The sequence below is a fragment of the Burkholderia territorii genome (genome assembly GCF_902833055.1).
In the GTDB taxonomy this organism is placed as follows: Bacteria; Pseudomonadota; Gammaproteobacteria; order Burkholderiales; family Burkholderiaceae; genus Burkholderia; species Burkholderia territorii.
The window spans coordinates 315,184-340,931 of sequence record NZ_CADFEJ010000002.1; the positions used below are offsets into that span (position 1 = coordinate 315,184).

General features: G+C 68.6%; 18 protein-coding genes and 2 pseudogenes. 13 read left to right on the forward strand and 7 right to left on the reverse strand.

Annotation, left to right across the window (positions count from 1 at the left end; translation table 11 throughout):
* Positions 1 to 129: 129 nt before the first annotated feature.
* Positions 130 to 1,164, reverse strand: coding sequence for a LacI family DNA-binding transcriptional regulator (locus tag HW466_RS05980; RefSeq protein ID WP_174905536.1), 1,035 nt, complete (start codon positions 1,162 to 1,164; stop codon positions 130 to 132).
* A 189-nt stretch (positions 1,165 to 1,353) separates the two neighbouring features.
* Between HW466_RS05980 and HW466_RS05985 the strand changes: the two genes are divergently transcribed.
* The 11 genes and pseudogenes from HW466_RS05985 (at position 1,354) to HW466_RS06035 (ending at position 15,445) form a co-directional block, all read left to right on the forward strand.
* Positions 1,354 to 2,502 carry an ABC transporter ATP-binding protein gene (locus HW466_RS05985; protein ID WP_151006593.1) on the forward strand — a complete coding sequence of 383 codons (1,149 nt, stop codon included), beginning with the start codon at positions 1,354 to 1,356 and terminating at the stop codon, positions 2,500 to 2,502.
* An 8-nt stretch (positions 2,503 to 2,510) separates the two neighbouring features.
* Entirely contained in the window at positions 2,511 to 4,505 is a 1,995-nt protein-coding gene (locus HW466_RS05990; protein WP_174905537.1) for a beta-galactosidase, read from the forward strand.
* Positions 4,506 to 4,568: 63 nt separating this feature from the next.
* The gene (locus HW466_RS05995; protein WP_059543496.1) at positions 4,569 to 5,828 is read left to right on the forward strand and encodes an ABC transporter substrate-binding protein; all 1,260 of its coding nucleotides are present in this window, start codon (positions 4,569 to 4,571) and stop codon (positions 5,826 to 5,828) included.
* 54 nt (positions 5,829 to 5,882) lie between these two features.
* Complete coding sequence (locus tag HW466_RS06000) at positions 5,883 to 6,830, forward strand: carbohydrate ABC transporter permease (protein ID WP_060118646.1); 948 nt, start codon at positions 5,883 to 5,885, stop codon at positions 6,828 to 6,830.
* A gap of 26 nt (positions 6,831 to 6,856) precedes the next feature.
* A complete protein-coding gene (locus HW466_RS06005; protein WP_039318652.1) occupies positions 6,857 to 7,708 on the forward strand; it encodes a carbohydrate ABC transporter permease in 852 nt (283 codons plus the stop codon).
* Positions 7,709 to 7,948: 240 nt separating this feature from the next.
* Positions 7,949 to 8,511, forward strand: a pseudogene (locus HW466_RS06010) (heterodisulfide reductase-related iron-sulfur binding cluster); the annotation flags it as partial.
* A gap of 22 nt (positions 8,512 to 8,533) precedes the next feature.
* Entirely contained in the window at positions 8,534 to 8,938 is a 405-nt protein-coding gene (locus HW466_RS06015) for a GlcG/HbpS family heme-binding protein (RefSeq protein WP_059448857.1), read from the forward strand.
* A gap of 44 nt (positions 8,939 to 8,982) precedes the next feature.
* The gene (locus tag HW466_RS06020; protein WP_059772590.1) at positions 8,983 to 11,157 is read left to right on the forward strand and encodes a malate synthase G; all 2,175 of its coding nucleotides are present in this window, start codon (positions 8,983 to 8,985) and stop codon (positions 11,155 to 11,157) included.
* Positions 11,158 to 11,707: 550 nt separating this feature from the next.
* Positions 11,708 to 13,270 carry a sensor domain-containing diguanylate cyclase gene (locus HW466_RS06025; protein WP_151006234.1) on the forward strand — a complete coding sequence of 521 codons (1,563 nt, stop codon included), beginning with the start codon at positions 11,708 to 11,710 and terminating at the stop codon, positions 13,268 to 13,270.
* 120 nt (positions 13,271 to 13,390) lie between these two features.
* Positions 13,391 to 14,770 (forward strand): cache domain-containing protein, encoded by a 1,380-nt coding sequence (locus HW466_RS06030; RefSeq protein WP_147956701.1) that lies wholly within the window; start codon positions 13,391 to 13,393, stop codon positions 14,768 to 14,770.
* A gap of 30 nt (positions 14,771 to 14,800) precedes the next feature.
* On the forward strand, positions 14,801 to 15,445 hold the full coding sequence (locus tag HW466_RS06035; protein ID WP_059501306.1) for a response regulator: 645 nt from the start codon (positions 14,801 to 14,803) through the stop codon (positions 15,443 to 15,445).
* A 127-nt stretch (positions 15,446 to 15,572) separates the two neighbouring features.
* On the opposite strand, the gene HW466_RS06040 is transcribed toward HW466_RS06035, so the two are convergent.
* On the reverse strand, positions 15,573 to 16,169 hold the full coding sequence (locus tag HW466_RS06040) for an MlaC/ttg2D family ABC transporter substrate-binding protein (RefSeq protein ID WP_059448852.1): 597 nt from the start codon (positions 16,167 to 16,169) through the stop codon (positions 15,573 to 15,575).
* Positions 16,170 to 16,496: 327 nt separating this feature from the next.
* Between HW466_RS06040 and hpnN the strand changes: the two are divergent.
* Positions 16,497 to 19,128: pseudogene (hpnN, locus tag HW466_RS06045) on the forward strand (hopanoid transporter HpnN); the annotation flags it as partial.
* A complete protein-coding gene (locus tag HW466_RS06050) occupies positions 19,124 to 20,128 on the forward strand; it encodes an MlaA family lipoprotein (RefSeq protein WP_174905539.1) in 1,005 nt (334 codons plus the stop codon). The pseudogene hpnN and the gene HW466_RS06050, both read left to right, overlap by 5 nt.
* 115 nt (positions 20,129 to 20,243) lie before the next feature.
* Here HW466_RS06050 and HW466_RS06055 read toward each other — a convergent pair whose 3' ends face one another.
* The 5 genes from HW466_RS06055 to HW466_RS06075 form a co-directional block, all read right to left on the reverse strand.
* Positions 20,244 to 20,900, reverse strand: coding sequence for a phosphorylase (locus tag HW466_RS06055; protein WP_060118678.1), 657 nt, complete (start codon positions 20,898 to 20,900; stop codon positions 20,244 to 20,246).
* A gap of 54 nt (positions 20,901 to 20,954) precedes the next feature.
* Positions 20,955 to 22,928 (reverse strand): squalene--hopene cyclase, encoded by a 1,974-nt coding sequence (shc, locus tag HW466_RS06060; protein ID WP_059772572.1) that lies wholly within the window; start codon positions 22,926 to 22,928, stop codon positions 20,955 to 20,957.
* 11 nt (positions 22,929 to 22,939) lie between these two features.
* Positions 22,940 to 24,193, reverse strand: coding sequence for a hydroxysqualene dehydroxylase HpnE (gene hpnE / locus HW466_RS06065; protein ID WP_151006298.1), 1,254 nt, complete (start codon positions 24,191 to 24,193; stop codon positions 22,940 to 22,942).
* A 4-nt stretch (positions 24,194 to 24,197) separates the two neighbouring features.
* Positions 24,198 to 25,046 (reverse strand): presqualene diphosphate synthase HpnD, encoded by an 849-nt coding sequence (gene hpnD, locus HW466_RS06070; protein WP_059543521.1) that lies wholly within the window; start codon positions 25,044 to 25,046, stop codon positions 24,198 to 24,200.
* A 257-nt stretch (positions 25,047 to 25,303) separates the two neighbouring features.
* Entirely contained in the window at positions 25,304 to 25,636 is a 333-nt protein-coding gene (locus tag HW466_RS06075; protein WP_059448849.1) for a hypothetical protein, read from the reverse strand.
* Between the last annotated feature and the right edge of the window lie 112 nt (positions 25,637 to 25,748).

Consider the following 25,748-nt stretch of genomic DNA (forward strand, 5'->3'; position numbering starts at 1 on the left):
GCAGACGGACGACGCGGCCCGCCTCGTCATGTCACCCATCGGCCGGCGATCCATCCTCCGTTTGCAGCTTCCGGGCCCCGCCCGAGCGCTTGCGAGACGCGCGGCACGCATCGCGACCGCACGCGACGTCTACGCCGTCGTTCGCCGCGCCGGCGCCACCCCCGTGGTACCGCGCACCACCAGCCGCGGCACCGACGCCGTCCGCACGCGCGACGCATCGTCGATGTGCCCGCCCGCCTCGCGCAACGCATTGAGCAATTCGACCGCGAGCCCAGCGGCCTCGCCGGTCGGAATCGCGACGGTCGTCAGCGTCGGGCGCGTATCGCTCGCCAGATGAATATCGGTGATGCCGACGATCGACAGATCGTCGGGCACGCGCCTGCCGCGATCGGCTGCTGCGTGCAGCGCGCCGATCGCGGGCAGGTCATTCGTCGCGACGAGCGCGGTCAGCGCCGGATGCGCGTCGAGCAGCCGGCCGGCCGCGCGCACGCCGCCTTCGATCGAATCGGGTTCGGCCGCGACGATCGACGCGTCGAGCCCGGCTTCGCGCATTGCGTCGACGAAGCCGTCGTAGCGCGCCGCCTGCACGCCGCTCGCCGAGCCGCCGACGATCACGCCGATCGTCCGGTGCCCGAGTTCGAGCAGATGGCGCGTCGCAATCCGCCCTGCTTCGCGGAAATCCACCGCCACGCACGGCAACCCTTCGGGCGGCGCATCGGGCCGCTCCCACAGGCACAGCACGACCGGCACGCCGCGCCGCGCAACGTCGACCAGATCCGGCAGGTGCAGGTTCGCGTTGGTCACGAGAATGCCTTCGGAGATCGTGCCGGCGATCTGGTCGAGATATGCGCGCCCCTGCAACGGATCTTCATTCGTATTGCAGACGATCAGGAACTGCCCGTTGCGGCGCACCGCGCGCTCGACCGCGAGCGCGAACTCCGGGTAGAACGGATTCGCGATGCTCGACACCATCAGCGCGACCGTCGGCGCGCGCCCTTCCGCCAGCGCCCGAGCAGCCAGATGCGGCCGATAGCCGAGCGCCTGCACCGCTTCGAGCACCCGCGCGCGCGTGGCTTCGCCAACCCGGCCACGATTGCGCAGCACGTTCGACACCGTCGCCGCCGTCACGCCGGCGCGGCGGGCCACTTCATCGAGTGTCGCCATTCGTTGCTCACTATATGAGACGTTGATCCAATATTTGCTTCGCTTCGCGAAGCGGCGCACTATCGCCGCACACCCTGCCGCCCGACCAACGGGCGCGACTCGGCCGCGATCGGTCTCGGCGTTTTTTTGATCGCGATGATTAAGCGCTTAAGCACCGTCGAAAGCGCATTAGAACATGGAGCGGAGACAATGGCGAGCATCTCGATGCGACGCGTGCAGAAAGCCTATGGCGAGCACGCGCCGGTCATTCGCGACGTCGATCTGGAGATCGGCGCGCACGAGTTCTGCGTGTTCCTCGGTCCGTCGGGCTGCGGCAAGTCGACGCTGCTGCGGATGATCGCGGGCCTCGAGGACCTGACCGACGGCGAACTGTCGATCGACGGCCGTCGCGTCGACGACGTGCCGGCCGCCGAGCGCGGCGTCGCGATGGTGTTCCAGAGCTACGCGCTGTTTCCGCACATGACGGTCTACGAGAACATGGCGTTCGGGCTGAAACTCGCGCGCGTGCCGAAGGCCGAGATCGACCGGAAGGTGCGCGATGCCGCGCGGATCCTGCAGCTCGACACGCTGCTCGAGCGCAAGCCGAAGGCGCTGTCTGGCGGCCAGCGGCAGCGCGTCGCGATCGGCCGCGCGATCGTGCGCGAGCCCGGCGTGTTCCTGTTCGACGAGCCGTTGTCGAACCTCGACGCAGCCTTGCGCGGCCAGACGCGCATCGAGATCGCGAAGCTGCACCGGCAGTTCGAACGGGCGAGCGTCGTCTACGTGACGCACGACCAGACCGAGGCGATGACGCTCGCCGACAAGATCGTGCTGCTGCACGCCGGCGCGGACACCGCGCGGCACGGCAGCATCGCGCAAGTCGGCGCGCCGCTCGATCTCTATCACCATCCGGCGAGCCGTTTCGTCGCCGGCTTCATCGGCTCGCCCCGGATGAACTTCCTGGCGGCCGTCGTCGCCGCTTGCGACGCGCAGCGCACGACCGTCACCGTCTTGCCGTCCGGCGAAACCTTCACGCTGCCGCGCGACGGCTCGACGCTCGCGCCGGGCGCGGCGGTAACGCTCGGCATCCGTCCCGAACACCTGACCCTCGGCGCCGCGCCCGACGCGACCACGCTCGCGCGCGACGTCGTGCTCGTCGAACGCCTCGGCGAGCAGACCTACGTGCACCTCGACCAGCCCGGCGGCACGCCGCTGATCGCGAAGGTCCCCGGCGATGCGCCGCTGCGTCGCGGCGAACGCGTGCACGCGCATGCGCCGGCCGCGGCCTGTCACCTCTTCACCGAAGACGGCCGCGCGGTGCCCGCGTGCGCCGACGTTCCCGTCCACCACTACGCATAAGGACCGGCATGCGCCTCGGAGTCTGTTACTACCCGGAACACTGGCCGGAATCGATGTGGGCCGACGACGCCCGCCGGATGAAGGCACTCGGCATCGCGCAGGTGCGGATCGCCGAATTCGCATGGAGCCGCATCGAGCCGTCGCCGGGCGAATACGACTGGGGCTGGCTCGACCGCGCGGTCGACGTGCTCGGCGCGGCCGGCCTCGAGATCGTGATGTGCACGCCCACCGCCACGCCGCCGAAGTGGCTCGTCGACCGTCACCCCGACATCCTCGCGATCGGTGCGGACGGCCGGCCGCGCGCGTTCGGTTCGCGCCGCCACTACGACTTCTCGTCGCCGACCTATCTCGAGGCGTCGCGCCGCATCTGCACGGCGGTGGCCGAACGCTACGGCCGCCACCCGGCCGTGCGCTACTGGCAGACCGACAACGAGCTCGGCTGCCATCAGACGGTCGTCAGTTACTCGCCCGCCGCGCTCGTGCGCTTTCGCGACTGGCTGAGAGCGCGCTACGGCACGATCGACGCGCTCAACCGCGCGTGGGGCACCGTGTTCTGGAGCATGGAGTACCGCAATTTCGATGAAGTGGACGCGCCGGTCGGCACCGTGACCGAAGCGCATCCGTCGCACCGCCTCGACTATCGGCGCTTCGCGTCGGACGAGCTCGCGCGCTATCACCGGATGCAGGTCGACGTGATCCGCGCGCATTCGCCGGGCCGCCCCGTCGCGCACAACTTCATGCAGCTCTTCACCGAGTTCGATCATTACGAAGTCGCGCGCGACCTCGACGTTGCGACGTGGGACAGCTATCCGCTCGGCGCGCTCGAGGAGCAATGGTTCGCGCCCGACGTGAAGGCGCGCTGGCTGCACACCGGCCATCCGGATTTCGCGTCGTTCAATCACGACCTCTATCGCGGCATGTCGAAGCTGCCGTTCTGGGTGATGGAGCAGCAGCCGGGGCCCGTGAACTGGGCGCATTGGAACCCCGCGCCGCTGCCGGGCATGGTGCGTCTGTGGAGCTGGGAAGCGTTCGCGCACGGCGCCGGCTGCGTGTCGTACTTCCGCTGGCGGCAGGCGCCGTTCGCGCAGGAGCAGATGCATGCGGGCCTCCACACGCCCGATGATCGGCTCGACGAGGGCGGCCGCGAAGCGCAGCGCGTCGCCCGCGAGATCGCGGCCGTGCTCGACGCCGGCGCCGATGCCGACGCAAACGGCGCGGTGCGCGCGCCCGTCGCGCTCGTGTTCGACTACGAAGCGAAATGGCTGCTCGAAGTGCAACCGCAAGGCGCCGATTTCCACTACCCGCGCTTCGCGTTCGAATACTACTCGGCGCTGCGTTCGCTCGGGCTCGACGTCGATATCGTTTCCGCGCACGCGCCGCTCGACGGCTACCGGCTCGTCGTCGTGCCGCCGCTGCCGATCGTGCCGGACGATTTCGCGGCGCGGCTCGCCGCGTCGGGCGCGCATGCGGTGTTCGGCCCGCGCACCGGCTCGAAGACCGTCGACCTGCAGATTCCGCCGGCGCTGCCGCCCGGCCCGCTCGCGTCGATCCTGCCCGTGCGCGTGTGGCGTGTCGAATCGCTGCGGCCGAACGTGACCGAGCGCATCGACGGCACGTTGCACGACGGCGCGCCGCTCGCCGGCGACGCGCGTCACTGGCGCGATCTCGTCGAGCTGAACGGCGACGGCGCGCACAGCGTCGTGCGCGCGCGCTTCGCCGACGGTCATCCGGCCTGGGTGTCGCATGGCACGCTGCACTACTGGGCCTCGCTCTTCGACGATGCCACCACCGCGCGCCTGTTTGCCGACGTCGCGGCCGCAGCCGGCCTGACACCGTCGCCGCTCGGCGACGGCGTGCGCGTGAGCCGGCGCGGCGGCCTGACCTACGTCTTCAACTACGGCAGCACGCCGCACACGATCGATGCGGTGCCGCCGTCCGCGTTCGTGATCGGCGCCGCGCAGGTCGAACCGCAAGGCGTCGCCGTGTACCGGAGCCGTTCGTAGCAACCGCCCCCGGCGCGGCGACGCGCCGGTCAAGCACAACGACACACAGGAATGGAGACACACATGACACATCGCCCCCTTCGCGTCGCCGCCCGGCTTGCGACCGCCGCCGCCATCGCGTTCGCTTCGTTCGGCGCCGCGGCGCCCGCCGGCGCGGGCACGCTCACGATCAACATCGCGTTCAAGGGCGCCAGCCAGCGCGCGGTCTGGCAGTCGACGCTCGAAGCGTTCCACAAGGCGCATCCCGACATCGACGTGAAACCGACCTTCGTCGACGAGGAAGCGTACAAGGTGCAGCTTCCCGCGTGGCTCACGACCGTCGCGCCCGACGTCGTGAACTGGCATGCGGGCGAGCGCATGGCGTACTACGCGAAGCGCGGGTTGTTCGAGGACCTGAGCGGCGACTGGAAGAAGAACGGCTGGGACGCGATGTACGCGTCGACGCGCGACGCATCGTCGTACAACGGCAAGCAGTACGCGGCGCCGACCGTCTATTACTCGTGGGGGCTGTTCTACCGCAAGGACCTGTTCCGCAAGGTCGGCATCGCCGACGAGCCGAAGACCTGGGAGCAGTTCCTCGATGCATGCAAGAAGCTGAAGGCGGCCGGCATCACGCCGGTCGCGGTCGGCGGCCGCGATGCGTGGACGCTCGCCGGCTGGTTCGATTATCTCGACCTGCGCCTGAACGGCAACGCGTTCCACCAGCAGCTGATGGCCGGCGACGTGCCGTACACCGATCCGCGCGTGAAGAAGGTCTACACGACGTGGAAATCGCTGATCGATTCCGGCTACTTCATCGACAATGCGCTGTCCTACGATCTCGACGGCGCGCAGCCGTTCCTGTTCCAGGGCAAGGCCGCGATGATGCTGATGGGCACCTTCATCGCGGCGGGCTTTCCGCCGAACGTGAAGCAGGAAATGGGCTACTACCGCTTCCCGATCATCGACCCGAAGGTGCCGACCGCCGAGGACGGCCCGGTCGAATCGCTGCACATCCCGACCAAGGCGAAGAACAAGGCCGACGCGCACACGTTCCTCGCGTTCGTCGAAACGCCCGAGATGGGCGCGAAGCTGGCGGAAGGGCTCGGCTCGCTGTCGGCCAACAGCAAGTCGCCGGAGCCGGCCGATCCGATCTCGCGGATCGGCTTCCGGATCCTCGCCGATACACGCGGCGGCGTCGCTCAGTTCTACGACCGCGACATGACGAAGGAAATGGCCGACGAAGGGATGAAGGGAATGCAGCAATTCCTCGCGAATCCCGCGCAGCTCGACACCGTGCTCGCGCAACTCGAGCAGACCCGCAAGCGGATCTACAAGAAGTAACCGCACGACCCCGGCGGCGGCCCCGTGCCGCCGCGTCCGCCCAGGAGGCTTGCCGTGTCCAGTCCGATCACGTCCAGACCCGTCGAATCATCTGCCGCCGCCGCACCGGCCGGCAGGTCGCCCGCCGCGCTGCGCGCGCGCCGCCCGTCGCCGGCCGTGCGGCGGCAACGGCGCGCCGCGTGGCTCTTTCTCGCGCCCGCGTGCGCCATGGTTGCCGTCTATGTGATCTGGCCGATCCTGTCGACGCTGTGGCTCAGCCTTTGCAACTGGGACGGGATGACCGAGCGCACGTTCGTCGGTCTCGCCAACTACGCCGAACTGCTGCACGCGCCGACGTTCTACACCGCGCTACGCAACAACGTGATCTGGCTCGCGCTGTTCATGCTCGCGCCGCCGCTCGGTCTCGCGCTCGCGCTGTACCTGAACCAGGCGGTGGCCGGCATCCGGCTCGTGAAGTCGCTGTTCTTCGCGCCGTTCGTGTTGTCGGGCGTGGTCGTCGGCCTGATCTTTTCGTGGTTCTACGATCCGACCTTCGGGCTGCTCGCCCTGATCGCCGGCCACGGCATCCCGGTGCTCGGCGATGCGCGCTACGCGACGTTCGGCATCGTGTTCGCCGCGCTGTGGCCGCAAACCGCGTACTGCATGATCCTGTACCTCACCGGCCTCACGTCGGTGAACCCGGAACAGATCGAAGCGGCGCGGATGGAAGGCGCGCGCGGCTTCGCGCTGCTGTGGCACGTCGTGCTGCCGCAGTTGCGGCCCACCACGTTCATGGCGATCGTCGTCACGGTGATCGGCGCGTTGCGCAGCTTCGACCTGATCTCCGTGATGACGGGCGGCGGCCCGTTCGAGAGCTCCACCGTGCTCGCGTATTACATGTACGACCAGGCGATCAAGTATTACCGGCTCGGCTATTCCGCGGCGATCGCGGTCGTGCTGTTCGCGATCATGCTCGTCTACATCGTGTTCCAGTTGCGCCGCATGCTGCGCAACGAGCAGTGACCTGACCTTCCGGGGATGCCTTCATCATGTTTCCGACACCCGTTGCCCACTGGAAGCCGGTCTCGCGCCGGCTGTACAAGCTGTCGCTGCCCGTCGCGCTGGTGATCTGGCTGCTGCCGATGATCGCCGTGTTCGTCACGTCGGTGCGCTCGACCGAGGAACTGGTCGAAGGCCACTACTGGGGCTGGCCGCGACACTTCTCGATGATCGAGAACTATCGCGACGCGCTGACCACGTCGCCGATGCTGCATTACTTCTGGAACAGCGTGCAGATCACGGTGCCGTCGGTGCTCGGGTCGATCGCGCTGGCCGCGATGGCCGGGTTCGCGCTCGCGACTTACCGGTTTCGCGGGAATGCCGCGTTGTTTGGCACGTTCGTCGCGGGCAACTTCGTGCCCGTGCAGGTGCTGATGATTCCCGTGCGGGATCTGTCGCTGAGGCTTGGGGTATTCAATACGGTCGAGGCGTTGATTCTCTTTCACGTCGCGTTTCAGACGGGGTTCTGTACGCTGTTTCTGCGCAATTTCATCAAGCAGTTGCCGTTCGAGCTGATCGAGGCGGCGCGGATCGAGGGCGCGGGAGAGTGGACGGTGTTCTGGCGAATCGTGTTGCCGCTGATCCGGCCGGCGTTGGCCGCGCTCGCGATTCTCGTGTTCACGTTCGTGTGGAACGATTACTTCTGGGCGCTGTGTCTCACGCAAGGTGACGAGGCTGCGCCGATCACTGCGGGTGTGGCGGCGCTGAAAGGGCAATGGACGACGTCGTGGAACCTCGTCTCGGCCGGGTCGATTCTTGCTGCGTTGCCGTCGGTCGCGATGTTCTTCGCGATGCAGAAGCATTTCGTGGCCGGGCTCACGTTCGGGGCGACGAAAGGTTGAAGGCGCGCTGATCGGCGATCGTCGATCGCGAATTCGGATCTCCCCCTCTTCATCGAGAGGATTGCCCGCTTCGGCGGGCTTTTTTTCGTGCCGCGCAGCGTGCCGTGACGCGCGGCGCCCGTTCCCGGCACGCCTGGCGAAAGATGCCGAAACGGATCTGTTACGCGTCGCCCGGCCGTTTCCTGCAACCTCGCCTCCACGGCCCCGATGTTCCTCTCGTGCGGGACCAGCGTCACCGACAACGCGTGGTGGCCCGCGATCGAGGCCGGCGCGGAAGCGATCGTGCCGACGGCGAGCGGCTGCGGCGGGTTCGTGAAGGAAATCGGCGACCTGTTGCGCTCCGACCCCGTCTATGCAGACAAGGCGCGACGCGTCAGCGCGCTTGCGCGCGACCTCGCGGAAATGATCGCGGCCGAGCGGCTCGACGCGCTGGCCGATGCAACGCAACGCCGCATCGCGGGTCACGGCCCGTGCACATTGCAGCACGCGCACCGGCTCGACGGCTCGACGGCGCGGCGGCGCGGCGGCGTGGCGGCGCGGCGGCGCGCATGCTGACGCCGCCCGGCTTCGATCTGACGAATATCGCCGACGGCCATCCGTGCCGCCGCTCGGCCGGCACCAGTTCGCTAACGCAGCCCGAACTCGCCGCCAGACTGCACGATGACAAGCTCGACACACTCGAAGCCGCACGGCCGGACCTGATTGTCACGGCCCGCTTCGGCTGCCAGACTCATCGGAACGGCGCGGGCCGCACGTGCGTGCGTCACTGGATCGAGCTCGCCGACAACCGGCTCGTCAACTGACCGCTGATTCCGGAGGAAAGCCATGAAAACGAAGCCCGAACTCGAACTCGCCGACGTCGAACGCATGCTCGCCGCCGCGCGCATGGAAGCCGAGCGTCACGGCTGGGCCGTGTCGATCGCCGTCGTAGACGACGGCGGACACCTGCTCGCATTCGCACGCCTCGACGGCGCGTCGGCGGCCAGCGCTTGCATCGCGCAGGACAAGGCGCGCGCGGCGGCGCTCGGCCGTCGCGAGACGAAGGCGTATGAGGATATGATCAACGGTGGCCGCACGGCGTTTCTGAGCGTGCCGCTGACGGGGTTGCTCGAAGGCGGCGTGCCGGTGACGGTGGATGGCCGCATTGCGGGCGCGATCGGCGTGTCTGGCGTAAAGTCCGAACAGGATGCGCAGATCGCCCGCGCCGGCACACAAAGCGTCGTGGCATAGCCAGCCAACGCGCGCGCGTTTTTCATTCCCCGGGAGGAATCACGATGATCGACCAAGCAGGACTGCAAGTCGCGCCAGCGCTGAGCCAGTTCATTGAAAACGAAGCACTGCCGGGCACCGGCATCGACAAGGCCGCATTCTGGAGCGGCTTCTCGGCCCTGGTGCACGACCTTGCGCCGCGCAACCGCGAACTGCTCGCGGAACGCGACCGCCTGCAGCAGGAACTCGACGCGTGGCATCGCGCGCACCCGGGCCCGGTACGCGACCATGCCGCGTATCGCGCGTTCCTCGAACGAATCGGCTACCTCGTGCCGGTCCCGTCGAACGTCGCGGCAGCCACCGCGAACGTCGACAGCGAGATCGCGACGCAGGCCGGCCCGCAGCTCGTCGTGCCGCTCTCGAACGCGCGTTATGCGCTGAACGCCGCGAACGCACGGTGGGGCAGCCTGTACGACGCGCTGTACGGCACCGACGCGCTGCCGGAGGACGGCGGCGCAGAACGCACGACGGCCTACAACCCGACGCGCGGCCAGCGCGTGATCGACTACGCGCGCGACGTACTCGACAACGCGGCGCCGCTCGCGAGCGGCTCGCACCGCGACGCACTGCGCTATCGCGTGGAAGACGGCCAGCTCGCCGTCGAAACCGGCAAGGGCGTCGTGCATCTCGCGGAGCCGGCGCAATTCGTCGGCTATCAGGGCGCGGCAGGCGCACCGTCCGCGATTCTGCTGAAGCACAACGGCCTGCACCTCGAGATCCAGATCGACGCATCGACGCCAATCGGCCGCGCCGATCTCGCGAACGTGAAGGACGTCGTGCTCGAAGCCGCGGTCAGCACGATCATCGACTGCGAGGATTCGGTCGCGGCGGTCGACGCCGACGACAAGGTCCAACTCTATCGCAACTGGCTCGGCCTGATGCAGGGCACGCTGGTCGAGGAAGTCGCGAAGGGCGGCAAGACCTTCACGCGCCGCCTGAACGCCGATCGCGAATACACGACGCCGGCCGGCGGCACGCTGACGCTGCACGGCCGCTCGCTGCTGTTCGTGCGCAACGTCGGGCACCTGATGACCAACGGCGCGGTGCTCGACCGCGACGGCAACGAGATCCCCGAAGGGATTCTCGACGGCGTCGTCACGGTGCTGTGCTCGCTGCACGACCTGAAGGCGAAGCGCAACTCGCGCACGGGCTCGATCTACATCGTGAAGCCGAAGATGCACGGCCCGGCCGAAGTCGCGTTCGCCGACACGCTGTTCGCGCGCATCGAGGATCTGTACAACCTGCCGCGCAACACGCTGAAGATGGGCATCATGGACGAGGAGCGCCGCACCAGCGTGAACCTCGCCGCGTGTATCGCCGCGGCCGCCGCGCGCGTCGCGTTCATCAACACCGGCTTCCTCGACCGCACCGGCGACGAGATGCACACCGCGATGGAAGCGGGCCCGATGATCCGCAAGGGCGACATGAAGACGTCGGCGTGGATCCAGGCGTACGAGCGCAACAACGTGCTCGCCGGGCTGTCGGCCGGCCTGCGCGGCCGCGCGCAGATCGGCAAGGGCATGTGGGCGATGCCGGACCTGATGCACGCGATGCTCGAGCAGAAGATCGCGCATCCGCGCGCCGGCGCGAACACCGCATGGGTGCCGTCGCCGACCGCCGCGACGCTGCACGCGCTGCATTACCACCTCGTCGACGTGCAGGCCGTCCAGCAGGAACTCGAGAAGACGCCGTATGCGAGCGAACGCGACGCGCTGCTCGAAGGCCTGCTGACCGTGCCGGTCGTCGAACGCGCCGAGTGGAGCGAGGCCGAGATCCTGAGCGAAGTCGAGAACAACGCGCAGGGCATCCTCGGCTACGTCGTGCGCTGGGTCGAGCAGGGCGTCGGTTGCTCGAAGGTACCGGACATCCACGACGTCGGCCTGATGGAAGACCGCGCGACGCTGCGCATCTCGAGTCAGCACATCGCGAACTGGCTGCGCCACGGCGTGATCACCGAGGCGTTCGTGCTCGACGTGTTCAAGCGGATGGCGCGCGTCGTCGATCAGCAGAATGCGGGCGATCCGAACTATCGCCCGATGGCGCCGGGGTACGACCAGTCGACGGCATTCAAGGCCGCATGCGCGCTCGCGCTGCAGGGCACGTCGCAGCCGAGCGGTTATACCGAGCCGCTGCTGCATCGGTTCCGGCTCGCATACAAGGCGCAGCAGCGCGGCGCCTGAACCCCGGGCATGCGGGCTTTCCCGCATGCGGTTTCGCGAAACGGGCGGCCATCATGGCCGCCCGTTTTTCTTTCGGCAATTTACGCGGACGCTGAAATCGATAATCGGCCGCTCTCGCGTGACTTCAAGTTTCCGCTTCTTCGGCCGTTAAAACAGTAAAGCCGGCGACCGTGAATTCGCGCCCCTTTCGCCCCCGGCGCAAAGCCTTGCACGGCAACGCTCCGCGCGCGATTGGCAAGTAGCGGCCACGACAATAAATTGATCCGGATCAACGGCCCGCGACATTCTCCGCGCAGACAAATACGCGCGTTATACTCGGATCAATCCGCGCCGCCGAATTCGTCGGATCGTCGAATCGCGGCCAATCGTCCGGTGAATGGCGTGATTCCTGCGGTTTATCCGGCCGCAATCATCGATGATCGGCTCCGGTTCCTCCGGTGGATCGGACGGGATGCGCATTGGAGACCGCATACCCGATCGCCGCCGACAAATCATACGAACAATCGCATCGGCCCGCCGCCCGGCGGCGATGCACATCGATCCACGGACCATGGCAGAAACCGACTACGCAATGCCCAGCGAATCCGGCCTCACGGGCCGTATCGCCGCGCAATTTCGCCGGTTTCTGCTGCCGCACCTGATCTTCTATTCAGGGCTGCTGATCGCGCTGCTCCTGTTGCTGCTGTGCGCGATCGTGCTGTACGAAGGCCGCATCGACGCACGCGATCGCGCGCGCACCACCCAGCAGAACATCGCGCTGATGGCGTCGTGGGACATCGAGCGCAACATCGAGATCTATTCGCTGTCGCTGCAGGCGGTCGTCGACGGCTCGAACGATCCCGCTGTCGCCGCGCTGCCGATGTCGCTGCGCCGCCAGGTGCTGTTCGACCGCGCGACGACGGCCAAATACCTCGGCGGCATCTACGTGCTCGATGCGAACGGCGATATCGCGGTCGACGGCGTGAGCGACGTGCCGCGCAAGGCCAACTTCGGCAACGAACCGTATTTCACGGTGCATCGCGACAACCCGAACGTCGGCCTGTACGTCAGCGATCCGTATCGTTCGCGGCTGCGCGGCGGCTCGCCGAGCATCGCGCTCAGCCGGCGGATCACGCGCCCCGACGGATCGTTCGGCGGCGTTGCCGTGATGTCGATCCGCCTCGAATATTTCCAGAACCTGTTCTCGCGCCTGGCGCTCGGCGATCGCGGCTCCGTCGCGCTGATCAACACCGACGGCCGGATGGTCGCGCGCAAGCCGTACGATCCGGCGATCGTCGGCCGCGACATCAGCAAGGCCAGCACGTTCCGGCACTTCATGACCGCGAACGAAGGCAGCTTCGCCGACACCGCGTCGATCGACGGCGTGCGGCGCCTGTACGTGTTCCGGCATCTCGACAACCTGCCGCTGATCATCATGGTCGCGCGCTCGGAAGCCGACACCTATGCCGCGTGGTACGACCGCGCGATTCCGATCGGCTCGGCGATGGTCATGCTCGCGCTCGGCTTCGTCGGCTTGTCGCTGCTGCTCGACGTGCAGCTGCGCAAGCGTCACCGCGCGGAAGCGGAACTGCAGGCGCTCGCGCGCACCGACGGCCTCACCGGCCTCGACAACCGCCGCATGCTCGACGTCACGCTCGAGCGCGAATGGCGCCGCGCGGCACGCTCGCAGCACGCGCTGTCGCTGCTGTTCGTCGACGTCGATCACTTCAAGCGCTACAACGACACGCAAGGCCACCAGGCCGGCGACGACGCGCTCGCGGCGGTCGGCCGCTGCATCGCCGGCTGCCTGCGGCGCCCGGCCGACTATGCGGCCCGCTACGGCGGCGAGGAGTTCGTCGTCGTGCTGCCCGACGTCGACACGCCCGGCGCCGTCGCGATCGCCGAAGCGATCCGCACCGGCATCCTCGATCTCGGCATCCGGCACGCCACGGGTTCGTCCGACCGCCTGACCGCAAGCGTCGGCGTGGCGACCTGCTATCCGGAACGCGGCGACAGCATCCAGGCCGCGCTGAAGCTCGCCGACGACGCGCTGTACCGCGCGAAGGAGCGCGGGCGCAACCGCGTCGTCGTGCAGACGGCCGCGTGCGTCGAGCGCACGCCGCGGCGCGCCTGAGCCACGACGGGGCGGCGGCAGGCCGCCGCGCCGCCTGCGGGCGAAATCGCCGACAATGTCGGCTCGCCGCGCCGCCGCGCCACACGGGCGCCGGCCCGCCCGCGCCCGCTTCACACCACCATGAGACTCAAGGCAAAGATTTTCCTTCTGGCCATCGTGCCGTTCCTGCTCGCGATCACCGGCATCGGCTTCGGCGTGCGGCAGCAAGCGACGTCGCTCGCGCGCACGCAGCATGCGACGATCCAGGCCGCCTACCTGTCGAGCAAGGAAGTCGAGCTCAAGCATTACGTCGAACTCGCGACGAGCGCGATCATGCCGCTGTACGACGCGAGCGGCCGCAACGCGCGCGACGACGCGTTGCTGCGCACGCAGGCGCTCGCGATGCTGCAGAAGATGGATTTCGGCCCCGACGGCTACTTCTTCGTGTACGACCTGCACGGCAATGCGCTGATGCATCCGCGCGAGCCCGAGCGCGTCGGCCACAACTACTGGTCGATGCGCGACCCGCAGGGTGCGCTGACGATCCAGCAACTGATCGGCGCCGCGTCGCACGGCGGCGGCTACGTGCGCTACACGTGGCAACGGCCGTCGACCGGCAAGGCCGCGCCGAAGCTCGGCTACGTCGTCGCGCTCGAACGCTGGGGCTGGATGGTCGGCACCGGCATCTATCTGGACGACGTCGACACCGCGCTGCAACGCATCGACGCGCGCGCGTCCGCGAACATCGAGCGGACGATGAGCTGGCTCACCGCGATCGCGCTGACCGGCGCGGCGGTGATCGCCGTCTGCGCGCTGGTGCTGAACGTCAGCGAGTCGCGCAGCGCCGACGCGAAGCTCAAGCAGCTCGCGCAGCGTGTCGTCGAATCGCAGGAGCAGGAGCGCGAGCGGCTGTCGCGCGAACTGCATGACGGGATCAGCCAGATGATGGTGTCCGCGAAGCTGATGCTCGAATCCGCGCTCGCGCGCTTCGAGCGCGGCGCGGCGCGGATGCCGGAAGCCGAGCAGGCGCTTGCGTCGGGCATCGGACGGCTCGGCGACACGCTGCGCGAAGTGCGTCGCATCTCGCATGCGCTGCGCCCGGCGATGCTCGACGATCTCGGCCTCGCGGCCGCGCTCGAACAGCTCGTGCGCGAGCTCGGCGCCGAAAGCGGCATCGACATCGGCTATACGCAGGTGGCGCACAGCGGCGCGCGGCCGTTGCCCGCGCCCGTCAACACGGCGCTGTTCCGGATCGCGCAGGAAGCACTCAGCAACATCGTGCATCATGCGCAGGCGTCGCGGGCGGCCGTCACGCTCGACGTCGGCGCGCATTCGGCCACGCTGACCATCGCCGACAACGGCTGCGGTTTCGATGCCGAGCGGTCACAGACCGATGCGCGCCGCGGCATCGGCCTGCGCAACATGCGCGAGCGCCTCGACGCGCTCGGCGGCACATTGACGATCACGTCGCAGGTCGGCCACACCGTCGTGGCCGCGCGCGTGCCGCTGCGCGTCGCCTGAGCACGCGCCCATCACCGGAGACATTTGCCCATGAGCGCCCCCGACATCACCCGGCCCGCCGCCCGACTGCTGCTCGTCGACGATCACCCGCTGGTGCGCGACGGCCTGCGGATGCGGCTCGAGGCGGCCGACCTGTCCGTGGTCGGCGAAGCCGGCAACGCGGACGAGGCGCTCGCGCTCGCCGCGTCGCTCGAACCCGATCTCGCGCTGATGGATGTCGGCATGAACGGGATGAACGGCATCACGCTGGCCGGCGTCTTCCACGAGCGCTTTCCCGGGATTCGCGTGCTGATGCTGTCGATGCACGACAACGTCGAATACGTGACGCAGGCGGTGCGCGCCGGCGCGAGCGGCTATCTGCTGAAGGACTCGCCCGCAAGCGAGATCGTGCGCGCGATCGGCGCGGTGCTCGCCGGGCAGACGTTCTTCAGCGAAGGGCTCGCCGCGCGGATGATCCAGGCGAGCGCGGCCGCGTCGCCGCTCGACCGCCTGACGCCGCGCGAACGCGACATTCTCGATGCATTGGCGCAAGGGCTGTCGAGCAAGCAGATCGCGCAGCAGACGGGGCTGTCGGTGCGCACGGTGGAAACGCACCGGCTCAATCTGAAGCGCAAGCTCGAGATCGAAGGGCAGGCGGAGCTGATCAAGTTCGCGGTCGAGCATCGGCGGCGGTAGCGCCTCCGACACCGGCGTTGCGCCGTTCCGAACCTGTCGCCGCCGGCCCGCGCCCGCAACGAAAAGGGCGCCCGAAGGCGCCCTTGATGCATGCCGACCGGCCGAGCAGCCGGCCGGCTGACGGCGATCAGTTCGTCCGCGAGTTGTGCTTCTGCAGATACGCGATCAGGCCGTCGATGCCGCCCGATGCAAGCTGGCTCTTGAACTGGCCCTGGTAGACCTGGATCAGCCACGCGCCCGACATGTCGATGTCGTAGATTTTCCAGTCGTTGCCGACCTTGCCGAGGCGATAGCCGACCGACTGGCTGTCGCCCGGCGTCGTGACCGTCGACTGCACCAGCGCATCGGCACCCGACGCGCCGCCGGCCTTGAACGAGAACTTCGCGTCCTGGCCGCCGAGCTGCGCGAGCGACGCGGCATAGGTGCGCGTCATCAGCAGCTTGAATTGCTTGTACAGCTCCTGTTGCTGTTGCGGGCTCGCCTGCTTCCAGGCATCGCCGACCGCGATGCGGGTCGTGCGCTCGAAGTTCGTCGCGGGCAGGAAGCGCTGTTCGACGACTTGCGTGACTTTCGCCATGTCGCCGCCACGCGCGGCCGGATCGGCCTTCATCGCGTTGACGGTGCCTTCGACCGCATTGCGGACGATGTCGACGGGTGCGCTCTGCGCAAAAGCGGAAACCGACACGGCGGCGGCGGCGACGAAAGCAAACAGATGACGTTTCATACGGATATCGCACTCGATGAGAAAAAACGGCCGGCGGATTGCATCGATGGCATCGGCCGGTGGGTCGAAGTATAGCGGCCCGGCGGCCGGCCTGCCGCGCGGTGACCGACTGTTACCTTTGAACCCCTTTTGTCACAGGCCCCGCCGTGGCGCCATTCCGGCCGGTTATGTAAGTATCCCCATACAAATCGGCGGGCACCGCGCGCCGATTCCTGCGCTGCGGAGCAAATATCCTTCCCGCCCCTTTACGCTTCAACGTCGCGACCCACGCCACGCTGCGCCGGTATACTCGTTGCTTTGTCCTTGCCAGCCCCTTCCCACCGCCACATGGTGACATCTCTCATCGTCCGACTCGTTGCATGGTCGGTACGCCGCCCCGTCTGGGTCGTCGTGCTGTCGCTCGTCGTCGCCGCCTTCAGCGGCGTCTACGTCGCGCAGCACTTCAAGATCAATACGGACATCAGCAAGCTCGTCGACGCGGAACCGCAGTGGGCCGCGCTCAGCCGGGCCGTCGACAAGGCCTTCCCGCAACGCAACGGCACGATCCTCGCGGTGGTCGAGGCCCCGGCACCCGAATTTGCGACCGCCGCCGCGCATGCGCTCACCGACGCCCTGCGCAAGCAGGCCGACGCCGGCCGCATCGGCCAGGTCGCCGAACCCGGCGGCGGCCCGTTCTTCGAGCACAACGGGCTGCTGTTCCTGTCGCCGCAGGAAGTGTCGGACACGACGACGCAGCTCGCGAGCGCGCGGCCGCTCGTCAACGAGCTCGCGAAGAACCCGAGCCTGACCGGGCTCGCGACCACGCTGTCCACCACGCTCGGCCAGCCGCTGCTGACCGGCCAGGTGAAGCTGCCCGCGATGGCGAAGCTGCTCGCGCGCAGCGCCGCGACGGTCGACGACGTGCTGGCCGGCAAGCCCGCCGCGTTCTCGTGGCGCGGGCTGGTCGACAGCGATGCCGCCCGCCAGCCGGCCCGCGCGTTCGTCACGGTGCAGCCGGTCGTCAACTATGGCGCGCTGAAGGCCGGTGCCGCAACGACCGAAGTGATCCGCGACACGGCGAAGGCGCTCGGCCTCGAGCAACGCTACGGCGCGGTCGTGCGCATGACCGGCGAACAACCGCTCGCCGACGACGAATTCGCATCGGTGGAAGACGGCGCCGCGCTCAACGGCGCGCTCACGCTCCTCGCCGTGCTCGTGATCCTGTGGCTCGCGCTGCGCTCGAAGCGGATGATCGGCTCGGTGCTCGTCACGCTGTTCGTCGGCCTCGTCGTGACCGCGGCGCTCGGCCTCGCGATGGTCGGTTCGCTGAACATGATCTCGGTCGCGTTCATGGTGCTGTTCGTCGGCCTCGGCGTCGACTTCTCGATCCAGTACGGCGTGAAATACCGGGAGGAACGCTTCCGCGATCCGCGCATCGATCACGCGCTGATCGGCGCCGCGCACTCGATGGGCATGCCGCTCGCACTGGCCACCACGGCGGTTGCGGCGAGCTTCTTCTCGTTCATCCCGACGGCCTATCGCGGCGTGTCCGAGCTCGGCCTGATCGCGGGCGTCGGGATGTTCGTCGCGCTGCTGACCACGCTCACGCTGCTGCCCGCGTTGCTGCGCCTGTTCGCGCCGCCGGGCGAATCGAAGACGCCGGGCTTTCCGTGGCTCGCGCCGGTCGACGACTTCCTCGATCGCCATCGCAAGCCGATCCTGATCGGCACGCTCGCGGTCGTGATCGGCGCGCTGCCGCTGCTCGCATTCCTGCACTTCGACTTCAATCCGCTGCACCTGAAGGATCCGAACAGCGAATCGATGGCGACGCTGCTCGCATTGAAGGATTCGCCCGAAGCGGCCGTCAACGACGTCACGCTGCTCGCGCCGTCGCTCGCCGAGGCCGACGCCGCCGCGAAGCGCCTCGACGCGCTGCCGGAAGTCGGCCGCACGACGACGCTGTCGACCTTCGTGCCGGCCGACCAGCCGGCCAAGCGCGCGGCGATCGCCGCGGCCGCGAACGAGCTGCTGCCCGCGCTCACGCAGCCGGCCGCGCCGGCCGCGACCGACGCGCAGCGCGTCGCCGCGCTCAAGCGCGTGTCGGACCTGCTGAGCTACGCGGCGGAAGACCACCCGGGGCCCGGTGCGGCCGCCGCGCAACATCTGTCCGCATCGATCGCGAAGCTCGCCGCCGCCGACAGCGCGACGCGCGATCGCGCCGAGCGCGCATTCTCCGACACGCTGCGCATCGCGCTCGATCAGCTCGCGACGCTGCTGCAGCCGCAGGACGTCACGCGCGAATCGCTGCCGCCGCAGCTCGTGCGCGACTGGATCGCGCCGGACGGCCACGCGCTCGTGCAGATTTCGCCGAAGGTGCCCAAGGGCGTCGACCCGAACGACGACACGATGCTGCGCCGCTTCGCGAAGGCCGTGAAGGCCGCCGAACCAAGCGCGATCGGCGGCCCGATCTCGATCCTGCATTCGGCCGACACGATCATCAACGCGTTCCTGCACGCTGCGCTGTGGTCGATCCTCTCGATCACGATCCTGCTGTGGATCACGCTGCGCCGCTTCGGCGACGTGCTGCGCACGCTGGTGCCGCTGCTCGTGTCGGGGCTCGTCACGCTCGAGATGTGCGTCGTGCTCGGCATGTCGCTGAACTTCGCGAACATCATCGCGCTGCCGCTGATGCTCGGTGTCGGCGTCGCGTTCAAGGTGTACTTCGTGATGGCGTGGCGCGCGGGCCAGACGGGCCTGCTGCACTCGAGCCTCACGCACGCGGTGCTGTTCAGCGCTGCGACGACGGCAACCGCCTTCGGCAGCCTGTGGCTGTCGCATCATCCGGGCACGTCGAGCATGGGCAAGCTGCTTGCGCTGGCGTTGACCTGCACCCTGATCGGCGCCGTGGTGTTTCAGCCCGTCCTGATGGGCAAACCGCGCGTCAAACGCGCCAAAGAACCAATTCCAAGGAACCAATGAACAAGGTGCGAATCATTGCGGCGACCGTCGCTGCCAGCGCGGTGCTGAGCGGCTGCGCGACGGGCCCGAACCGCAATCCCAACGACCCGCTCGAGCCGATGAACCGGGCGATGTACAAGTTCAACGACACGGTCGACACGAACATCGCCGTGCCGATCGCGAAGGGCTACCAGAAGATCACGCCGACGCCGATGCGCACCGCGATCAGCAACTTCTTCTCGAACCTCGGCGATCTCGGCAACATGGCCAACAACCTGTTGCAGCTGCGCATCACCGATGCGACGCAGGATCTGATGCGCGTGGCGATGAACTCCGTGTTCGGCGTCGCCGGCCTGATCGACATCGCGACACCGGCCGGGCTGCCGAAGCATCATCAGGATTTCGGGCTGACGATGGCGCGCTGGGGCGTGCCGTCCGGCCCGTACCTCGTGCTGCCCGTGTTCGGGCCGAGCACGATCCGCGACGGCGTCGGCCGCGCGGTGGACGTCCGCTTCAACCTGCTCAACTACATCGAGCCGGCCGCCCGCAATCCGATGTACATCGCGCAGTTCATCAGCGCGCGTTCGGACCTGCTCGGCGCGACGGATCTGCTGAAGCAGGCGGCGCTCGATCCATATTCGTTCGTCCGCGATGCGTATCTGCAGCAGCGCAAGTCGCTGACGTATCGCGGCCAGTCGGCTTCGGCCGCGCCGCCGAACTACATCGAGCCGGGCGGATCGGGCGCGGTGCCGGCGGGCACGCCGACCGTGCCGGGTCTGCCGAACTACGAGGATCCGGGCGACGCGGGCGGCGCATCGGGCACGGCGCCGAACAATGCGCCGGCGGCGCCGGGGCTGCCGCAGTACGACGATCCGGGTGCCGACGGTGCGACGCCTGCGAGTGCGCCTGCAGCGGCGCCGGCCGCTGCGTCGGCCGGAGCGACGACAGCGCCCGCAGCAAACGGCGCACCGATCGCGCCGGCAATGCCGACGGTGCCCGCGAGCGGGCCGGCCGCGCAGTAACGCGACATCCACCCGCAAGCCGAAGAGCGCTGCATGATGCAGCGCTCTTTTTTTGCGCGTCCGCGGAACGAAAAAGAGGAGGGGAGAAGAGCAGCGGGAAAGCGGCGAGCGCCGCTCAGGCGATCCGCATCGCGCCCGCACGCTCGAATGCGTGCCGCGCCTGGATCAGCGTCGTGCGTGCCGCGCGCGCGTCGCCTGCGACCTGCAGCAGCGGGCCGAGCTGCGACGGCTGCTTCAGCAGCTCGCGCAGGATCGGCAGGATCGCGGTGCTGCCGTCGTCGCGCAAGCCGGCCGTCGCCGCGCGCGGCAGCGTGCGCCACGCAGGGTCGACGATCGCGCGGCACACCGCGAACGGCACGCCGCGCGACGCCGCGAAGGCCGCGGCGATATGCGACTCCATGTCGACGGCGAGCGCGCCCTTCGTGCGATGCAGCGACGTCTTTTCCTGCTCGCTGACCACCGGTGCGCCGACCGCGGCCATCGTGCCGCGCGTCACGCGTGCCCACACCGGCGTGTCGTGCAGCGCGGCGACGAGCCGCGCGCTCCAGCCCGGATCGGTCTTCACTAGGCCGAACGGCCCGTCGATCGCGTCCGCGATCACGAGCGCGCCGGGCGCGAGATCGGGCGAGAGCCCGCCCGCCGTACCGAAACTCACGATGCCCGCGCAACCGCGCGCGGTCGCATCCGCCAGCGCGCGTTCGAGCCGGTCGGCCCGCGCCGCGAACACGGCCTCGACGCCGTGACCGCGCGCGATGCGTGCCTCGAAAGCCATCCCCGTAACGGCGATGACGGGCAACGTGCCGTTGTGCTGCACCGTCGTCACGCGTTACATCCCGACCGTCACGCGCGTCGCGTTGGCGCGCTTCAGGTTGCGATAGCGCGCGAGCGCCCACAGCGGGAAGAACTTGCGATAACCGTGATAGCGCAGGTAGAACACGCGCGGGAAGCCGGTCGCCGTGAAGCGCGTCTCGTCCCACAGGCCTTCTTCGTTCTGCTGGGCGATCAGGTATTCGACGCCGCGTGCGACGGCCGGATTGTTCACCTCGCCGGCCGCCATCAGGCCGAGCAGCGCCCAGGCCGTCTGCGACGCGGTGCTCGGCGCCTGCTCGAAACCGCGATAGTTGAGCTTGTAGCTGTCGCCGTCCTCGCCCCAGCCGCCGTCCTTGTTCTGGATCGACAGCAGCCACTGCGCGCCGCGCTTCACACGCGGATCGTCCGGCGTCAGGCCGGCCGCGTTCAGCGAGCAGAGGGCCGTCCACGTGCCGTACACGTAGTTCATCCCCCAGCGGCCGTACCAGCTGCCGTCCGGCTCCTGCTCCTTGAGCATGTAGTCGAGCGCGCGACGGGCCGGCTCGCTGTTCAGCGCACTCTCGCCGAGTTGCGACAGCATCGACAGGCAGCGGCCCGAGACGTCCGCGGTCGGCGGATCGAGCAGCGCGCCGTGATCCGAGAACGGAATGTTGTTCAGGTAGTACTGCGTGTTTTCCGGTTCGAACGCGCCCCAGCCGCCGTCGCTGCTCTGCATGCCCACGACCCATTCGCGCGCGCGCGCCATCGATTCGCGATACGTATCCGTCTGCTTGAGCTTTTGCGCACGGTCCATCGCCATCACGACCACGGCCGTGTCGTCGACGTCCGGATAGTGCGCGTTTGCATACTGGAACGCCCAGCCGCCCGGCCGCACGTTCGGGCGGCGCGAGATCCAGTCGCCGCGCACGTCGAGGATCTGCAGCGGGCGCAACCAGTCGAGCCCGCGCAGCGCGGCTTCCTCGGCACGCGCGTCACCGGTTTCGAGCAGCGCGTGCGCGACCAGCGACGTGTCCCACACCGGCGACAGGCACGGCTGGCAATACGCTTCGTCCTCGTGCACGACGAGCAGCTTCTCGATCGACTTGCGCGCGATCGCGCGATTCGGATGATCTTCCGCGTAGCCGAGCGCGTCGTACATCATCACCGCGTTGGCCATCGCCGGATAGATCGCGCCAAGGCCGTCCTCGCCGTTCAGGCGCTCGTCGACGAACGACACGGCCTGACGGATCGCGCGTTCGCGCGTGTAGCTCGGGAACAGGCCGTCGACCGCGCGCAGCGCGTGGTCGACCACGCGGAAGAACGCGAACCAGCCGGGGCTCTGGTGGCCCTGGCGCGGCAGCAGGCCGGCGTTGACGGGCGGGTCGATGAACAGTTCGTCGATGCGCACGCCGCGCGGGTTCTTCGCGATCGGGCGCTTCGCGTTCAGCACGAGGAGCGGCACGATCACGGTGCGCGCCCAGTACGACACCTTCGACAGGTGGAACGGGAACCACTGCGGCAGCAGCATGATCTCGACCGGCATCATCGGCACCGCGCGCCACGGAATCGCTCCGTACAGCGCGAGCTGGATCCGCGTGAATACGTTCGACATCTCGGCGCCGCCCATCGCGTGGATCGCGCGCCGCGCACGCTGCATGTGCTCGGCATTCTCGTCGTCGCCGATCACCTTCAGCGCGAAATACGCCTTCACGCTCGCGCTGATGTTCGGCGCGCCGTCGGTAAACAGCGGCCAGCCGCCGTCGGCCTGCTGGATGCGACGCAGATAGCGGCCGATCTTCTCTTCGAGCTCGAGGTTCGGCGTCTCGCCGAGATAGTGGACGAGCAGCACGTATTCGGCGGGAATCGTCGAATCGGCTTCGAGTTCGTAGACCCAGTGTCCGTCCGCGTTCTGCGCGGCCAGCAGCGCGTCGGTCGCGCTGGCGACGGCCGCGTCGAGCCCGGCCGGCACGGTGCCGGCGGTCAGGGTAGCCATATCGGTGAGATCGTTCATCGGTCCCTCTCTTATTGTGTCTGGAGCACGTCCGCGGCCAGCTGGCCGGAACGGATCGCGCCCTCGATCGTGGCGGGCAAGCCGGTGGCAATCCAGTCGCCCGCCAGCACGAGATTGGTCCAGCGCGTACGCACGGCCGGACGTTTCATTTCCTGCGACGGCACCGCCGCAAACCCCGCGCGCGGCTCGACGACGAGCTGCCACGCGGGAAGGGTTTCCGGGTTCGCGCCGGTCACGCGCGCGACGTCTTCCCAGATGCGCCGCGCGAGCACATCGCGGGGCATGTCGAGCCAGCGGCCCGCGTCGCGGATCGTTGCCGCGAGCGAACCGCCGCCGGTGCGGACCGCATCGACGACGCCGTTGACGACGGTCGTCTGCAGCGGGCTGCCGGCCGGTGTGTCGACCGCGAAATACGCGGTCACGATCGCGCTGAACGTGTCGGGCGCGGCGAGATCCGGGACGAGCGGTTGCGCAACCTCCGGCGGCACGGCCAGCACGACCGCGTCGCCCGGCGCGAGATCGACGCGCTCGCCGCCGATCGCGACCGCGTCGATCGCGTTGCCGTGCGCGCCGAATTCGAACGCATCGAGCCGCGAGTTCAGGCGGATCTGCGCGCCGCCGTGCTGCAGCATCCGCAGCGCCGGTTCGACGAATGCGCTGCCGAGCCCATGGCGCGCGACGAGCGGGCGCCACCCGGGGCTGCCCGCGGCGAACGCGCTGCCCAGCACGGTGCGCACGAGCTCGGCGCTCGCGTGGCGCGGTTCGACGTTCAGCACCCCGAGGCAATGCGGTCGCAGCCAACGATCCCACAGCACGCCGTCGCATCGCATCGTCTGTGCGAGCGAGCGGCCGGTGCGCGCGAACGCGAGCGGCGCCAGCGCGAGATAGTCGAGCGGCGTGGTACCCGGCGCACGCGACGCGGCATCGAACGGCCACGACGGCCAGCGCCCGTTGCCGAAGCGCAGCGTCCAGCGCTGCTGCGACGCGACGTCGACCATCGGATATTCAGGCAGCGCGGGCCCCGCGAGCTGGTCGGCCGCGCCGATCGCACGCAGATAGCGCTGCGTTGCGGACTGCCCGGCGAACACCTGATGCAGCCCGCTGTCGAGCGTCGTGTTCAGCGTCCCGTCGAACCACGAGCGGCAGCGGCCGCCCGCATGCGCATGCGCGTCGTGCAGCACGATGCGCCGCCCGCGGCGTTGCAGCTCGACGGCAGCCGACAGGCCCGCGAGTCCTGCACCGATCACGTGGACGGTTCTGGGCATCGGCTCAGAACAGCGCGTAGCGCGCGGCGATCATCAGCATGCGCGCCTTCGGCTTGCGCAGCGGCGCACGCGGGGCGGCGAAGCCGCGCGCGATCGCGGCGTCCAGAATGCAGCGGTATGCGCCCGACATGATGCGCGGCGCCTTCACCTGCGCACGCGTGCACGTGTCCATCACCGCGTCCGCCGCGCGGAAGTGCTCGAGCGCGCGTTCGACGAGCGTCGCGCACACGCGCGGCAGCGCCGGGTCGCGCACGATCGTCGCCGGATCGGTGATCGCGATGCCTTCGCGCGCGAGCAGCTCGCGCGGCAGGTAGCAGCGATTGATCGCCGCGTCGTCGTCGATGTCGCGCAGGATGTTGGTCAGTTGCAGCGCGCGGCCGAGGTGGTGCGACAGCGCGATGCCCTCCGCCTCCGGGATCCCGAAAATCCTCACCGACAGCCGGCCGGCCGCGCTCGCCACGCGATCGCAAAACAGGTCGAGCGTCGGTTCGTCCGGCGCGCAGATGTCCTCGGCGGCGTCCATCGCCATGCCGTCGATCATCGCGTGGAAGTCCTCGCGCTTCAGGTCGAATGCGCGGATCTCGCGCTCGAGGGCGACCAGATGGCGCGGCGGCTGGCCGGCGAAGCACGCGTCGATGTCGGCGCGCCAGCGATCGAGGCCCGCGTTGCGCTCGGCGCGCGGCAGGTCGCTGTCCGCGATGTCGTCGACTGCGCGGCAAAACGCATAGACCTGGAACATCGCGTCGCGCTGCACCGCCGGCAGGATGCGCATCGCCAGATAGAAAGAACTGCCCGATGTGACGGCAGCGGCGTCGGTTTCTTGTTCGTCCACGACGAGATTGGAAACGGCCAAGACGAGCTCCACGGAGACACCCACGCGGGGCGATTGAAGAAGCCATGCCCGGCTGGGTTGGTCAGGGCGTCAAATGCGTGCGAGATATGCGAACGATCGACGCAGACAGGCACAAATTACCGGCCGGAAGCCGGAATTGGGCGAAAGTATAGCAATCTTTGAAGTTCGATGGCGGACACGCGCCGTGCCAGGCGGGCCGCCCCGAGGCTGGCGGGCCGGCGTGGACGGCCGCGGCGGGGTCGGCGTCGCGCCGCCCGTCAGCCGTAGACGATGTCGCGCTGCAGATCGAGCGCGATGAGTCCCATTTCGCGGGTCAGCTGGAGCATCGAACGGCGCTCCAGGCGCGAACCCATGAAGCTCGTCACGCGCCCGTCGGGCTCCGCCGTGAACTGGAACGACGGGCCGCCGGTGCCGAACCACGCGCCCGGCACGTCGGGCGACTCGTGCCAGTCGATCTGCTCGAACACGCGCGCGATTCCCGCGCGCACCATGTCGCTCGCGCCGATCGGCGGCGCGGTCTCGCCGAGGTCGTCGAGCGAATAGGGGCCGGGCTTGTCCGGCCGCCGGTAGAAGAGATAGTCGACGTTCATGGGACGCAGTCGGTAGCAAAGCGCCAACTTAGCGCGCTTCGGCACAAATTCAAATCAGATCGAGACGAAATGTGGCCTGAACGAGACAAAAGGGCCGCATCGCGACAACCGG

Excerpts from the sequence above, each read along its gene's own strand:
- HW466_RS05980 (WP_174905536.1), bottom strand. The coding sequence starts at position 1,164 with ATGGCGACACTCGATGAAGTGGCCCGCCGCGCCGGCGTGACGGCGGCG.
- HW466_RS05985 (WP_151006593.1), top strand. The coding sequence starts at position 1,354 with ATGGCGAGCATCTCGATGCGACGCGTGCAGAAAGCCTATGGCGAGCAC.
- HW466_RS05990 (WP_174905537.1), top strand. The coding sequence starts at position 2,511 with ATGCGCCTCGGAGTCTGTTACTACCCGGAACACTGGCCGGAATCGATG.
- HW466_RS05995 (WP_059543496.1), top strand. The coding sequence starts at position 4,569 with ATGACACATCGCCCCCTTCGCGTCGCCGCCCGGCTTGCGACCGCCGCC.
- HW466_RS06005 (WP_039318652.1), top strand. The coding sequence starts at position 6,857 with ATGTTTCCGACACCCGTTGCCCACTGGAAGCCGGTCTCGCGCCGGCTG.
- HW466_RS06015 (WP_059448857.1), top strand. The coding sequence starts at position 8,534 with ATGAAAACGAAGCCCGAACTCGAACTCGCCGACGTCGAACGCATGCTC.
- HW466_RS06020 (WP_059772590.1), top strand. The coding sequence starts at position 8,983 with ATGATCGACCAAGCAGGACTGCAAGTCGCGCCAGCGCTGAGCCAGTTC.
- HW466_RS06025 (WP_151006234.1), top strand. The coding sequence starts at position 11,708 with ATGGCAGAAACCGACTACGCAATGCCCAGCGAATCCGGCCTCACGGGC.
- HW466_RS06030 (WP_147956701.1), top strand. The coding sequence starts at position 13,391 with ATGAGACTCAAGGCAAAGATTTTCCTTCTGGCCATCGTGCCGTTCCTG.
- HW466_RS06035 (WP_059501306.1), top strand. The coding sequence starts at position 14,801 with ATGAGCGCCCCCGACATCACCCGGCCCGCCGCCCGACTGCTGCTCGTC.
- HW466_RS06040 (WP_059448852.1), bottom strand. The coding sequence starts at position 16,169 with ATGAAACGTCATCTGTTTGCTTTCGTCGCCGCCGCCGCCGTGTCGGTT.
- HW466_RS06050 (WP_174905539.1), top strand. The coding sequence starts at position 19,124 with ATGAACAAGGTGCGAATCATTGCGGCGACCGTCGCTGCCAGCGCGGTG.
- HW466_RS06055 (WP_060118678.1), bottom strand. The coding sequence starts at position 20,900 with ATGGCTTTCGAGGCACGCATCGCGCGCGGTCACGGCGTCGAGGCCGTG.
- shc (WP_059772572.1), bottom strand. The coding sequence starts at position 22,928 with ATGAACGATCTCACCGATATGGCTACCCTGACCGCCGGCACCGTGCCG.
- hpnE (WP_151006298.1), bottom strand. The coding sequence starts at position 24,193 with ATGCCCAGAACCGTCCACGTGATCGGTGCAGGACTCGCGGGCCTGTCG.
- HW466_RS06075 (WP_059448849.1), bottom strand. The coding sequence starts at position 25,636 with ATGAACGTCGACTATCTCTTCTACCGGCGGCCGGACAAGCCCGGCCCC.